At 63.4% G+C, this 14,282-nt stretch carries 9 protein-coding genes; 2 read left to right on the top strand and 7 right to left on the bottom strand.

The window, feature by feature from the left end:
• Nucleotides 1-8: 8 nt before the first annotated feature.
• Nucleotides 9-1,940: a TIR domain-containing protein gene (locus ACFB49_RS08465; protein WP_380878402.1), complete on the bottom strand. Its 1,932-nt coding sequence runs from the start codon at nt 1,938-1,940 to the stop codon at nt 9-11.
• 128 nt (nt 1,941-2,068) lie between these two features.
• Between ACFB49_RS08465 and ACFB49_RS08460 the strand changes: the two genes are divergently transcribed.
• Nucleotides 2,069-4,033, top strand: coding sequence for a hypothetical protein (locus ACFB49_RS08460; protein ID WP_380878400.1), 1,965 nt, complete (start codon nt 2,069-2,071; stop codon nt 4,031-4,033).
• A gap of 52 nt (nt 4,034-4,085) precedes the next feature.
• Here ACFB49_RS08460 and ACFB49_RS08455 read toward each other — a convergent pair whose 3' ends face one another.
• The 6 genes from ACFB49_RS08455 to ACFB49_RS08430 all read right to left on the bottom strand — a co-directional run bounded on the left by ACFB49_RS08455 (nt 4,086) and on the right by ACFB49_RS08430 (nt 11,528).
• Nucleotides 4,086-4,709, bottom strand: coding sequence for an isochorismatase family protein (locus tag ACFB49_RS08455; protein ID WP_380878397.1), 624 nt, complete (start codon nt 4,707-4,709; stop codon nt 4,086-4,088).
• A gap of 2 nt (nt 4,710-4,711) precedes the next feature.
• Nucleotides 4,712-5,905, bottom strand: coding sequence for a CaiB/BaiF CoA transferase family protein (locus tag ACFB49_RS08450; protein WP_380878394.1), 1,194 nt, complete (start codon nt 5,903-5,905; stop codon nt 4,712-4,714).
• A complete protein-coding gene (locus ACFB49_RS08445; RefSeq protein WP_380878391.1) occupies nt 5,902-7,779 on the bottom strand; it encodes a hydantoinase B/oxoprolinase family protein in 1,878 nt (625 codons plus the stop codon). The genes ACFB49_RS08450 and ACFB49_RS08445 overlap by 4 nt, the downstream gene beginning before the upstream one ends.
• Nucleotides 7,780-7,788: 9 nt before the next feature.
• The gene (locus tag ACFB49_RS08440; protein WP_380878388.1) at nt 7,789-9,837 is read right to left on the bottom strand and encodes a hydantoinase/oxoprolinase family protein; all 2,049 of its coding nucleotides are present in this window, start codon (nt 9,835-9,837) and stop codon (nt 7,789-7,791) included.
• Between the two features lie 12 nt (nt 9,838-9,849).
• Entirely contained in the window at nt 9,850-10,776 is a 927-nt protein-coding gene (locus tag ACFB49_RS08435; RefSeq protein WP_380878385.1) for a hydroxymethylglutaryl-CoA lyase, read from the bottom strand.
• A gap of 80 nt (nt 10,777-10,856) precedes the next feature.
• Complete coding sequence (locus ACFB49_RS08430) at nt 10,857-11,528, bottom strand: GntR family transcriptional regulator (RefSeq protein WP_380878382.1); 672 nt, start codon at nt 11,526-11,528, stop codon at nt 10,857-10,859.
• 144 nt (nt 11,529-11,672) lie between these two features.
• Between ACFB49_RS08430 and ACFB49_RS08425 the strand changes: the two genes are divergently transcribed.
• A complete protein-coding gene (locus ACFB49_RS08425; RefSeq protein WP_380878380.1) occupies nt 11,673-14,180 on the top strand; it encodes a TonB-dependent receptor in 2,508 nt (835 codons plus the stop codon).
• Nucleotides 14,181-14,282: the final 102 nt, after the last annotated feature.

Genomic DNA, 14,282 nt, shown 5'->3' with positions numbered 1-14,282 from the left:
CGGTAAATCTACTCGAAACCCCGCTGCCTTAGCAAACCGGCGAAACCCGGTGCATTGCGCAATGGGTCGATCAACGGGTCGGTGCGGATCAGGACCAGGCCAGGATCGCCTGTCTCGTTCGCCTTCATCAACGTCGCCATTGCGCGGTCCCGATCGCCCCATTGGGCCAGAATTTGCGCCTGTTCGTAAAGAGCGCTGTTGCCGAATTCGCGGACGATTTCGGCGAGCGCGGCATCTGCCTCTGGCCGATGCCCTTGTTTCCGCTTCACCATCGCGACCCCGGTCAGGCGCCGCAATGCGCTGCTTTCCCTGGCGAAGGACTTGGCCGCGAGGTCCGTCTGTCCGAGCATGAGCTGGCTGAAGCCGATCGCGGCTGGCGTTCCGCTCATTTGCGGGTTGAGGATCAGGGCCTTTTCAAAAGCAGCGATCGCTTCAGGATATCGACGGGCGGTATATTCGACCGTGCCGACCGAGCGCTGGGCGAGGGGGTTCAACGGGTCGAGCATGGCGGCCCGGGCAATGGCCGTGCGCGCCTTTTCGAACGCACCGGTGCGTGCGCAATAGAGGGCGTATCGCGTGAGTACGTCCGATGCGCCCTGGCCGAGCTGTGCGGATCGCTCGAACGGCTCACGCGCCGCCCGCGCATCCCGCCGGCCGAAAAGCGTCGCATAGCCGAGCGCCGAATGCCCGTCCGCCAGATTGGCGGCGAGACTCAGCGATTTCTTCGCGGATTCGATCGCGTCATCGAACATCGCCTTTCGCGCCGCCCCATCGAGATATTGATTGGCGATCGATGCCAGCGTGCGGGAACGGGCGGCCCAGGCTGCGGCATAGCGGGGATCCTTGGCGATGGCGTCGTCATACTGCGCCAGCGCGTCCCTTCCGCTCTGTTCGCCGGAGGAGAGCTGGTAAAGCGCGTTCCCGCGCAGATAGGCGTCATAGGCCGCGAAATTCTCGGTTCCGCCTACCGCGCCTTTGGCGCCGCCCTTGGTTAGCTCGGAGGAAAGCGCCGCCGTTACCGCATTGGCAATTTCATCCTGAACGGCGAACACATCGGCCAGTGGTCGCTCGAAGCTCTTGGACCATTTGCTGAAACCCGTGGCGCCCTCGGTCAGCTCGACGGAAACCCGCACGACATTGCCCGATTTGCGGACATTGCCGTCGAGCAGGTGCGCAACCCCCAGCTTTCTGGCGATGGTCTTCGCATCCTCTTGCCGGGCTGCGAATTTTGCGGAGGAGGTCTGCGCCGCGACTTGCAGGAGCGGGTTCTGGGCGAGCTCGGAACGGACTTCCGCTGCCACGCCGTCAGAGAAATAGCTTTGCCCCGGATCGCCGCTGAGATTGGCAAAGGGTAGGACCGCCACGCTGTTATTGTCGCGATCGCCGACAAAGGGCCGGACCCACACCACCACTGCCGTCCCGACAGCCGCAAGCAGCACCCCACCGCCAAGGAAGATCCGCCGGTCGATAGGCTTGGCCGCCGGCGCGGTCGGTTGTGCTGATGTGACGGGTTGATCGTGGAGCAAGGCGAGGGTGCGGAGCAGATTCTGCACGGCAGGATCGCCGGCTTTCAGTTTTGCGCGCGAAAGGTCGATCGTCTGGAACTGCCCGAACCCGAGCGGTGGCGGCACGCCGTCGATCGAAACGGGAATGATGCGTTTCCTGTCGCGCGCCCGCGTGGCTTCATCATGAACCCAATGGGAGGCGACGGATGTGTTCGACCAGAGCACGACAACGGCGGCGGCGTTCTCCAGCGCTGCCGCGGTGGTTTGCGAATATCGCTCACCTCCGCCGAGCAGGCCGTCCCACCACACCGAATAGCCGGATTCCTCGATCAGCCTGATGATCGGCAGCGCCTGCTTCTGGTCATCGCGCGAATAGCTGACGAAGACGGTGGCGGGTGCTCCGTTCGATCCGCTTGGTGCAGCATCATTCGCCATCCGCCGATTGCCGCCCCTTGCTGGCCCTGCACCTGCCGATTTTCTAAGCTCTTTGTCAGTCGACAACAAGACGGGCGCGAATTGTCGTAAGGACTTGCGAGGGCCAGCATCGCCGCTACGGTGAGGTAATGACGTCCCGCGATGCCGATCTTTCCGGCGCAATTGCGCTACCGCCAATGCGGCTTAGCGTGGGGATTACCGGACATCGTCACAATAATGCGGCCTTTGACCGGAATCGCGTCGAGATCCAGGCCGCCTTTATCCGTCTTCTGGACATCATCGACGCGGTGATTGCCCGCCAAGCCGACACGATGGCCGCGACACGCCTGCATTCATTGATGGCAAGCGGTACGGATGTCCTGGCCGTCGAGAATGCGCGTGCACGGAACTGGGAGATCGTTGCACTGCTCCCATTCGGCCAGTCGTTGAACATGGCGATAAACGGGCATCCGCTGTCTATCGAAGATGCCCTGGCGCTGATCGAGGATCGCGCCGAAGCGGTGTCACCTGCCGCCGCATATGTCGATCAGGTACGCCAATTGGCCGCACACGCAAAGCGTTTCGAGCTCGCGGAGCAGGACGAACTCATCAAAGCCATGTTCGTGAGGACGCTTCAGGCGCCGGAGGATGGGGAGACCGCGCGGGCATTTGCGACCGTCACCTCCGAACGAGCGGCTGCGGCAGGCCGGGTGATGATCGAACAGTCCGACGTCATCATTGCCGTGTGGGATGGTATCGCACCAGGTGCCGTCGGCGGAACGCGCCATACGATGGCGGCCGCGCTGGAAGAAGGCGTTCCGGTGATATGGATCAATGCGAGCGATCCGGAACAGGTGCGCCTGCTGCGAGCTCCTGAATCCCTGCTGGTCGCCGATCGTACAGATGCCGATGTTGCGTCGCTGATCGAGAATATCGTCAATCCTCCCGGTGCGAACCGGCATGAAAGCGCGATCCGATTTCACACCGAGCAATGGCACCCCCATAGCCATCGTCGCTTCCATGCCTACCGGCGGATCGAGACTCTGTTCGGGGGTGGCGGATCGCCTTTCGCGGGCCTCAAGCGGACCTATGAACGGCCCGATACGATCGGGACGCATTCGGGCGCTCCCCTATTGGCCGACGCGGACGTGCTGCCCGGACGGGACGCGGATCTCGTGGCAGCGATAAGAACCCAGATCCTCCCGCGCTTCGCCTGGGCGGACGGGCTGTCGACCTATCTGTCGGATGCCTATCGCGGCGGCATGGTGACCAACTTCCTTTTGTCTGCGCTGGCGATCATGGGGGGCGCGGCCTATCTGCCCTTCGTCGGGCCGGAGGAGAAATGGCCCTTCGCTTTGCTGGAATTCGCCTTGCTCGTCTCGATCGTTGCGATCACGACGATCGGACGCAAGCGCCGATGGCATTCGCGGTGGTTCGAAACGCGCCGGGTTGCCGAATATCTCCGTCACGCGCCGATGATGCTGTTGTTGGGCGTCGTCCGATCTGCCGGGCGTTGGCCACGGGGCGCGCATAGCCAGTGGCCCGAACATTATTGTCGGCTGGTCTTGCGCGATATCGGCTTGCCCCAGGCAAGGGTGACCCAGGCCTATTTGCAGCAGGTGTTGAAGACGCTTCTGGCTCCCCATGTACGCGAACAACGGGACTATCATCGCGACAAGGCCAAACGACTGGCCAAGGTTCACCACAATCTCGATCGGCTGTCCGAATTGCTGTTCGCGCTCGCCATCGCGACTGTCGCACTTTATCTGCTTCTGGTGCTGGCGGCGTCGCTCGCGATCATCCCGGTCGAGACCGTGACACATTCTTCGAAGGCGTTCACTTTCCTGGGAGTGGCTTTTCCTGCCCTCGGCGGTGCCTTTGCCGGCATCCGGTATTTCGGCGATTTCGAGCGCTTTTCTGCGATTTCCGAGGTGACGGCGGAAAAGCTCGACGGGGTAAGTGAGCGGATCGATATGGTGCTCGCGGCGCCGGAGAATGCGTTAAGCTACAGCCACGTGGCCGGCATGACCCGCGAGATTGACGAGATCGTCGTCGACGAAATTGAAAATTGGCAGGCGGTCTTCGCCGGAAAACAGATTTCCGTACCGGTCTAGCGTTGACATCCGAGTTTGTGGCGAGTGAGGACCACAACCGCGCACTTAGGCGTCAATGCCGCTCCAATATTCCGATCGCCGCCCGTTTGCCGATCACCTCGGCATATTTTGCCTGCAGGTCGAACAGATTGGCGTCATGCGGGCCGGGGTGCCGATCCGCGCAGGCGTCGCGCACGACGAGCGGCACGAAGGCGTTCTGAAGTGCGTCGAGGGCGGTCGCGCGCACGCAGCCGGAGGTCGAAAAGCCGGCGATCAGCACCGTATCCACGCCCTGCGCCCGCAGCGTGGATGCGAGCGATGTGCCGAAGAAGGCGGACGCATATTGCTTGGTCACCACGACGTCACCGGCGCGCGGGCTCAAGGCGGGCGGGAAGGCGCCGAGCGGCGATCCGGCATCGAACGCCTTCAGCGCGGGCACCTTGCGGTAGAACAGCCCGCCATCGCCCCCCCCGGCCTGATAGACGACATTGGTGAAGATCACCGGAGCGCCGGCAATCCGGGCGGCATCGGCCATTTCCGCCGTGGCCGCTATTGCCGCCTCACCGTCCAGAAACAGCGGTGATGACGGTTCCAGATAGGCCATCACCATGTCGACGATCAGCAACGCCGGTCGCTTGCCCGGAACCAGATTGCCGTCGAACGCACCGGCATAGTTCTGCTGGAGTTCGTCCTCCACGCTCAGATCGCTCCGGCCGCTTCGAGCCGGCTCAATTCCGCAGCGTCGAAGCCCAGCAGGTCGCCATAGATTTCCGCATTATCCTGACCGATCTCGGCCGGCGCCGGGGAGCGGATACCACCAGGCGTCTCGGACAATTTCGGGAAACTGTTCTGCATGGTGACCTTGCCCCAGCGCGGCGTCTCCACGTCGATCAACGCCTCGCGCGCCGCGAAATGGGGATCAGCCAGCATTTCGGGCGCGCGATAGATCACGCCCGACGGAACGCTGTATTCGATCATCGTGGCCTCGACCTCAGCAACCGTATGTTGACTGGTCCAGTCCTCGATCAACTGGTCCAGTTCGGTCTGGTTGCGGCCGCGCGAGACATGGTCGACGAAGCGTTCGTCTGTAGCGAGTTCCGGCTGCCCGATCGCCTTGCACAGCCGGGCGAAGACCGCGTCCTGATTGCCGCCGATCAGATAATCGCCGTCCTTGCACTTGTAGACGTTGGAGGGCGCGATCCCCGGCAGGATCGAGCCGGAGCGTTCGCGGATATAGCCCGATACCTGATATTCCGGCACCAGGCTCTCCATCACCTGCAGCACCGCCTCATAGAGCGCGGAATCCACTACCTGCCCGCGGCCCGTCCGTTCGCGCGCATGGAGCGCGGCTAGAGCGCCCATGCAGCCATAGGTCGCGGCCAGACTGTCGCCGATAGAGATGCCCATGCGCGATGGCGGGCGATCGGGATCGCCGACGACGTAGCGCCAGCCGCCCATCGCCTCGCCGATGCCGCCGAAACCCGCGCGATCCGAATAGGGGCCGGACTGGCCGTAGCCGGACACGCGAACGATGATGAGCCGGGGGTTGAGCGCATGGAGCACATCCGGCCCCAGCCCCCATTTTTCCAATGTGCCCGGCTTGAAATTCTCGATCAGGATATCCGCCTGCGCCGCCAGCCGGCGAACGATCTCCTGCCCTTCGGGCATGCGCATATTCGCGGACACCGACTTCTTGTTGCGGGCAACGACCTCCCACCACAATTTATGCTCGCCACGCCCCCATTCGCGCATCGGATCGCCTTGGTTCGGCGGTTCGACCTTGATGACTTCGGCGCCCATGTCGCCAAGCAACTGGCCGCAGAAGGGGCCAGCAATCAACTGGCCCAGTTCGATCACGCGGATGCCGGCGAGTGCGCCCTGCTTGTCGTTCATGCCGCGCACTCCTGTTGCACCCGCCAAACCGGTTGCTTGGGAGCAGGCAAGCCCGTTTCCGCAAGGCAGTTGGCCCGCAGCGTCTCGATATCGGGGCCGAAGTCGAAGACGGGTAGCGGCCCGTTCCGCTGGGCGCGCATCTCGGTGCGCAATGCCGCGGTCGCCGCCTCGTCGACTGCGCCGTCCACCAGCACCACGCCATAGCGGCGCGCGCCTTCGACGGTCACAAGTCCCTGTTCCAGTTCCCGCGCCAGTAGGGCTGGATCGCGTTCCAGCGGATCGCCCCAGCCGCCGCCGCCCCAGGTGATGAAATGGAGCTGGTCGCCCGCTTCGACCTTCAGTTCCTCCAGCTTGTTGGCGACGATGATCTGCGTGCCATCCGCTTTCTCCAGAACCTTGCGTGCTCGTGCGCCCGGCAAGCCACCATTGACACCCCAGGGCGGTACGAACCAGCGATCGTCGTGGATGGCGACGACACCGGCTTCCAAGAAACGATAGGTCATGTGGATGCCGTTGCCGCCGCGATGCAGGCCGGGGCCGCCGGAGTCCGCCGCCGTCTCGTAGCGTTCGATGCGCATCGGGAAATAGCGTTCGAGAAATTCATTGGGGACGTTGGTGAAGCCGGGCCAGAGCGAATGGCCGTCGGGGCCATCGCCCATCGGCCGGCCCGGAATGCCGCCGAAGCCGATCTGGAAAAGCTGGAACCACTGCCCTTCGCGATCGACGCCCGAATAGAAAAGGTGCGGGCTCGACGAGAAGCCCGCCGCGTTGAGGAACTCCGGCGTCTTCTGGCCGAGCAGGCCGCCCAAAATATCGAAGATGCGGCCCAGCGCGTGCGTGCGGCCGGACAGGGCGGCCGGAAATACCGGCTTCAGCAGCGATCCGCGCGGGATGCGCACCTCGATCAGATCGTAGAAGCCGTCGTTGAACAGGATCTGCGGATCGAAGACCATGATCATGTAGATGCCGAAGAACATCTTAAACATGTTTTCATTGAGATAGAAGTTGATCGACGCTTCCGACTGCGGATCGGTGCCGTCGAAATCGAGGATCACCCGATCGCCTTGGCGGTGCATGGTGCAGCGGATCCGGTAGGGGCCATAGCCCATGCCGTCATCGCAGATATAATCCTCGAAACTGACCGGCTCCTCGCTGACCGAGGTGCGGATCAACTGCTGCATCGCGCGATGATTGCGGGCGAGCAGTTCGCGCGTGGCCGATACGTAGAGATCGTCGCCGAAGCGCTCGCTCATCTCCAGCACGCGCCGCGCCGCGACCCGGCAGGAGGCGATCAGCGCGTTGAGATCGGCGGTACACCAATCCGGCTTGCGGGTCTGATGCATGACCAGCTTCACCACATCGGCATTATATTCGCCCTTCCGCCAGATCTTCACCGGAGGGATGCGCACGCCTTCCTCGAAGATGGACCGCGCGTCGATCGGCATCGACCCGGCGACCTTGCCGCCAATATCCGACTGGTGACCGAACATCGCGGTATAGGCCAGCAGCCGCCCGTCCTTGAACACCGGCAGCAGCACCAGCCAGTCGTTCGAATGGCTGATCGCGCCTTCGACCGAATAGGGATCGGACAGGAAGAACATGTCCCCATCCTCGATCGTGCCGTCATAGCCATTGAGAAAGCCACCGATGAAGGAGCCGAACTGGCCGACGATCATGTGACCTTCATGGTCGGCGATCAGCGGAAAGGCATCGCCCTGTTCGCGGATGCCGGGCGACATGGCGGTGCGCACCAGGGTCGCATCCATTTCGATGCGGGCGTTGCGCAGCGCGTTCTCGATCACTTCCAGCGTGACGGGATCGATCGGCTGGCTGGCGAAGGGCGTTTCATTGGCCTGGATGATGGTGGCGGGCATGCGCGCTCCTCAAGCCGGATTGATCAGGATGTTGCCGACGCGATCGACCGTGCCGACATGGCCGGCCTCGATCAGCGTGGTGGAATCCATTTCGACGATGATGGCGGGGCCGGGCAGCACGTCGCCTGCGCGTAGCCGCGATCGATCATAGATCACTGCTGCGCGCATCTGGCCGTCGGCCCATAATTTATGATCCCTGATCTTCGCCGCGATCGGATTGCCGTCGCCTTGCGGCAATTCCGCCGCCGGCAGATCGAGCGCGGGACCAAGCGCCACGGCGCGCAGGTTCACCAGTTCGTGCGGCGTTTCCATGTTGAAGGTGAACAGCCGCAGATGTTCGGCATCGAAGCGCTGGAGGACGCCGGCAAGACCATCTCGGCGGAGCGTTTCGGCGTCGATGGCGAGCGGCACCTCGAACGCCTGGCCTTCATAGCGGACGTCGATCTCGAACAGGCTGGTGATGTCCGCGTCGGCGATGCCCTCGGCCGTCAGTTCCGCACGGGTATGAGCCGCCATCTGGTCGAGTATCTCACCCACCTCCGCCTCGTTCGTATCCGCGAAGCGGCGGGAGAAACTGCGGGCCGTTTCCGTGCGCATCCGGGTGGTCGCATCGCCCAGCGCACACAGCACGCCCGGGCTGACCGGTGAGATGGCGGGCCAGCTTCCCATCAGCCGCGCGACGGCGTTGACGTGGAGCGGGCCTGCTCCGCCGAAGCCCATCAGCGCGAAATGGCGGGGATCGTAGCCCTGCTGGACGGAGATCATCCGCAGCGCGCCGAACATGTTTTCGTTGACGATGTCGATGATGCCGCGGGCGGCCTCCATCAGGCCGATACCCAGTGCATCCGCAACGCTCTGCACCGCCTTTTCCGCACCGGCCCGATCGAGCTTGAAGGTGCCGCCGAGCAGCGATTCCGGCAGATAACCCAGCACGACATTGGCGTCGGTCACGGTTGGCTGGGTGCCGCCCTTGCCATAGGCCGCAGGCCCGGGAACCGCGCCGGCCGATTGCGGACCGACGCGCAGCGCGCCGGTCAATGCCGGCACATAGGCGATCGAGCCTCCGCCGGCGCCCACCGTCTTCACATCCAGCGACGAGGCCCGCACAGCGAGATGGCCGACCTCGGTCGTGCGTACCCGCCGCGGATCGAGATCCTCGATCAAGGCGACGTCGGTGGATGTGCCGCCGACGTCCAGCGTCAGGATATTGCGGATGCCGGCATTGCGGCCGACCCACAGTGCCCCAGTAACACCGCCGGCGGGGCCGGACATTAGCAGTGAAACCGGATGCTCCTCCGCCTTTTCGGACGACATCAGACCTCCATCCGAACGCAACAACGAAACACTGCCCGCTATCCCGGCACCGCGCAGCCGTGATCGCAGGTTATGGACGTAATTGCCGACGATCGGGCGCACAGCTGCGTTGGCAACGGTCGTCAACGTGCGCTCATATTCCTGCATTTCGGGCAGCACGACATGGCTGAGCGACACCGGAATGCCGGGCAGGATTTCCGCGGCGATTTCCGCCACCCGCCGTTCGTGCGCGCCGTTGAGATAGGCGTTGACGAGCGAGATGGTGAGCGCCTCGATCCCCTGACGTTTCAGCTTTTCGAGGCCGGCGCGGATATCGGCCTCATCGAGTGGCCGCACCTCATGGCCGGATGCGTCCATGCGCCCCTTGATCTCGATCGTGTCTTCCAGCCGCGCCAGCGGTTCGGGCTTGGGCCAGACGATCCAGCCGGCCAGGCCACCCGGCACGAAGCTGCGCGCGATCTGCAATACCTGGCGATAGCCTTCGGTGGTGACGAGGCCGACGCGGGCGCCCTTGCCTTCGAGCACCGCGTTGGTCGCCACCGTCGTTCCGTGCAGGAACACGTCTACTTCCGCCGGCGCAATGCCAGCATTGGCGCAGATCGCCTCGACGCCGGCGAGGATGCCTTCCGAACTGTCTGGCGGCGTCGATGGCGTCTTGTGCCGCCAGAATGCCCCGCTCGCCTCGTTGAACAACAGCAGATCGGTGAAGGTGCCGCCGACATCCACACCAAGGCGATAGGCCATTCGCGATTCCTTCTATTGGACGCTTGCTTTGGGGAAGGTGCCGGCCCTTCCCAACATGCCGGGTAGCGGCTTTTCCATGACCGACGACAGCCAGCCCGCGCCCTGGATCAGTCGATCGAGATCCACGCCAGTTGCGACGCCCGACCGCTGCAGCATGTAGATGACGTCCTCGGTCGGAACATTGCCGGCTGCGCCCGGCGCGAACGGGCATCCGCCCAGCCCGCCAAGCGCTGCGTCCACCGTCCGCGCGCCGGCACAGACCGCGGCCCAGACATTCGCGATGCCGGTGTTGCGGGTATTGTGGAAATGCACGCGCACCGGGATCGGCGCGATCGCCTCGGCGACGCGCGCCACCAGTCGCTCGACATCGGCGGGCACGGCCACGCCGATCGTATCGGCCAAAGCAATCTCTACCGGCCGCGCTTCGGCCGCGCTTCTCGCCATTGCGACGACGCGGTCCTGTGCGACCTCGCCCTCGAACGGGCAACCGAATGAGGCGGCGATGGTAATCTGGCCGCGGCGACCCGCGGCGTGCGCCATGCCGACGATCCGCTTGGCCACGGCCAGCGATTCCTCGCTGGTCTGGCCCTGATTGCGCATGGCGAAAGTGTCGGTCGTGACGCAGACCGCGCCCAACTCGTGAATGCGGGTCGCGAGCAGACGATCGGCACCGCGCTCGTTCATCACCAGGCCGATATAGGTCACGCCGTCGCGCTCCGGCAGGCCGGCGCTCACCGCCTCGGCATCGGCCATCTGCGGCACCTTGCGCGGGTTGACAAAGCTCGTCACCTCGATCCGGCGAATGCCCGCGTCGATCGCGGCATGGATCAGCTTCAGCTTATCCGCCGTCGAGACGATCAACGCTTCGTTCTGCAGCCCGTCCCGCGGGCCGACCTCGACGATCTCGATCTGGGAGGGGCGATGCACGACAGGAACCATCCTCGACTACGGATCATTTTTGTATACAAATCACTTTCGCTGCCGGTCAAGCGCCGCAGAACGGTATCGACATGACCACACTATTCCGCCGCCTGCCGCTCGCGACCGCCAGCCCGGCGGAAGGCATCGCGATAGGCGTGGAAGGCGCGGCGGATATGCGAAGTCATCACCGCCTTTGCCCATTCCGGATCACGGCGGCGGAATGCCTGGATCAGTTCGTCATGCTCGGCGTGCGATTGCAGGATCTGGACCCGATCATATTGCAGCGCCGTGCGCGTCACGATCGGCTGTTCGATGATCGTGCCGAGCAGCGCCGCCAGCCGCGCCGAACCGGCCATTTCCAGGATGATGGCATGGAAGGCGCGATTATGATCGAGGAAGGCGGCAACGTCGGGCGGCGCCAACTTCGCCGCAAGACCGATCGCATTGTTGTGGGCAGCAAGGGCATTGATAGCCACATCCTCGGCCCGTTCGGCGGCCCGCGCCGCGGCATGCCCCTCCAGCATGGCGCGCAGAACGAAGCCCTCCTCGATCTCGTCCAACGACCATTCGGCAACGAACGTGCGCTGGGACTCGTTGCGTCGCACAAAGTGCTCGCTTTCCAGCCGACGCAGCGCCTCGCGGATCGGTGTGCGCGAAACCCCGCACGCGGCCGCAAGCTGCTCCTCGCGAAGCTGTTCGCCGGGCTCGAGCGCACCGGAGAGGATCTCCCCGCGAATGAAGCGGTAGGCGGCATCCGATGCTTTCGACATGCGCCCTCGGCACTCCCCTCGCAGCCAGCAACCATCGCTTGACGCCGGATGTTTGTATACAATAGCATCCGTTCAAATGAAAATGAGGGATTGCTGTTCGACGCGATAGGCTTGCGGGCCGGGGAAATCAAAATGGGGGGTCATATGTCGATCAAGGGGGCCAGTTTCTTCCTAGCCGGGATTTCGGCGATAGCGATCATCAACGGCCCCGCCGCCGCGCAGGATAGCGCCGCGAGCGAGGCCGGCGCTCCGGCAGCGGGCGGCGAAATCGTTGTCACCGCACGTCGCGTCTCGGAAACCCTGTCCGAGGTTCCAGCATCGATCACCGTCCTCACCGCGGACACGCTGGCGCGGGCGAACCTTCAGAAAGCCGAGGATTTCGTCAAACTGACGCCGGGCGTGACGATCGTCACCGGCACGGCAGAAGCGGGCGACACCCAGATCAACATTCGCGGCCTCAACGGCGCCCGCGACGCCGAAAGCTCGGTCGCTCTGGTGGTCGACGGCATCCTCAAGACCAACACCGCGCAACTCAATCAGATCCAGGGGACGTTGCGCCAGGTCGAAATCCTGAAAGGCCCGCAGGGCGCGCTCTATGGCCGCAATGCCGCCGCCGGCGCCATCGTCGTCCAGACCGTGAAGCCAGGCGATCATCTGGAAGGCAGCATCCAGGCAACTGCCGCCAACGTGAACACCTATAGCGCCAACGGCTATATTGCAGGGCCGATCAGCGATGGGATCGGCTTCGTCCTGTCTGGCGATTACCGTACCACCGACGGCTTCTACCGCAACCAGTTCCTCGACAAGAAAGTGGTCGACGATCAGGAATCCTGGAACGTCGACGGCCGCATCGTTGCGAACGTCGGCGAGAACACGACGCTCGATGCCAAGGTCCGCTATGGCGAACTTCACGGCGCATCGATCAACTTCAATTCATCCTTTCACATTCCCGCCCTCGGCGGCGCTTTTTATGAGGATGTGAACGACCATCCGTTCAATTATTATTCCAACATCCGGCCCAAGAACGACCAGAAGACGTTCGAAGCCTCGCTCAAGGTCGACCATGATTTCGGGCCCGCGACGCTGACTGCTTGGGGCCTCTACAGCAACATCAAGAATGATCTTGTCGCAGACGGCACCTCGGCCGATTTCGCGCGCTATATCTCGGCCGCCCTGCCTTCCGGGCAACCGGCGGTCGACGCCTGCTTTGCCTCCACCGCCCAACTCACCGGTTTTCCGCTCAATCCGCCGGGCTTCATCGGCCAGATCCCGGTGCCCTTCATCTTCGCGCCCGCCAATGGATCGGTGTTCGGCGCCTATTCGCCCACGACCTGCGACGGCACCCAATATCAGCGCCGCAACCAGGAGGATTATAGCGCGGAAGTCCGGCTGGTTTCGAACGGCGACAATGAGCTGAACTGGCAGGTCGGCGCTTATTATCTCCACATCGATCGCAAGACCGGTGTGAGCCTGGGCGCCGATACCGGGGCGGGCGTCATCCAGGAGCTCTATAACGATCCGACATCGGCCAACCCGACGTCGCAGCTCTTCGCCGATACCTTCACGACCAACGTCTATGCGGCATTCGGCTCGGTCGACTGGAAACCCACCGATGCGATCGATATTGGCGTGGCGCTGCGCTACGACATCGAGAAGCGCAAGGTGCGCAACGATGTGCCGACGGCGACGGACCCCTTCACCGGCGGGCCGATCAACCCCGGCCAGCAATTCGGCCCGATCGAGCCGCAGAGCAAGACGTTCGAGCAGTTCGAGCCGAAGATCACCTTCCGCTGGGAAGTGGCGCCTGACACCAACCTCTTCGCCAACTGGGGCATCGGCTTCAAATCGGGCGGCTTCAACAATCAGGGATCGGCCGCGATCGTCGACCAGAATTTCAACGTGCCGCCGATCAACGCGGGCGTTGATATCGACGACCAGTTCCGCAAGGAAAAGTCGAGCGCGTTCGAAGGCGGTATCAAGGGCAGCTTCGGCCCGGTCAATTACAGCCTGGCCGGATATTATACCCGCGTCACCGACATGCAGTTCTTCGAATTCTTCGTCGGCGGCTTCGGCCTGCTGCGTGTGGTTTCGAATATCGACAAGGTCGACCTGAAGGGCGCCGAACTCGACGTGAATGCGGAGCTCGTCGAAGGCTGGACGGTGTTCGGCGCCTTCAACGTCACCGATTCCAAGATCAAGAAGAACAGCTCCCGCCCCGATACGGTCGGCAACAAATCGCCCTACACCGCCGATTATACGATCAACCTCGGCAGCCAGATGACGGTACCTGTCGCGGACGATTTCGACATGTTCTTCCGCGCCGATTATCGCATCACCGGGCCGACCTGGTTCCACACCGTTCAGGACCAGGAAAAGGCGACGATCTTCAGCGCGCTGCTGCCGATCTCGGCGCTCGGCCTGCCCGCGTCGGTGGGCAACGCCCTCTATGACGTCAATCAGCGCGAGGCGTTCGGCGTGCTCGATCTGCGCGTCGGGCTGGACGGCGAGAATTGGCGGGCGGCCATCTTCGCCAACAATTTCCTCGACGAGAAATATCTGAACGAGGTGATCCCCGCGATCGAGTTTGGCGGCTCCTTCATCTCGCCCGGCGCGCGCCGCCTGTGGGGACTGGAGGTCGCCTACAAATTTTGATCTGGTCTGGCTGGCACGGCTCGTCCGATCTGGGGACGAGGTTCGGGTGGCCATTATGCATCGGTCGCGACCGACTTGATGATTCCATAATTGGGAGAGGCG

Source organism: Sphingomonas sp. DBB INV C78, assembly GCF_042693015.1.
GTDB lineage: Bacteria > Pseudomonadota > Alphaproteobacteria > Sphingomonadales > Sphingomonadaceae > Sphingomonas_E.
The sequence above is the reverse complement of the archived record's forward strand: the minus strand, read 5'-3'. Positions and strand labels throughout refer to the sequence as shown.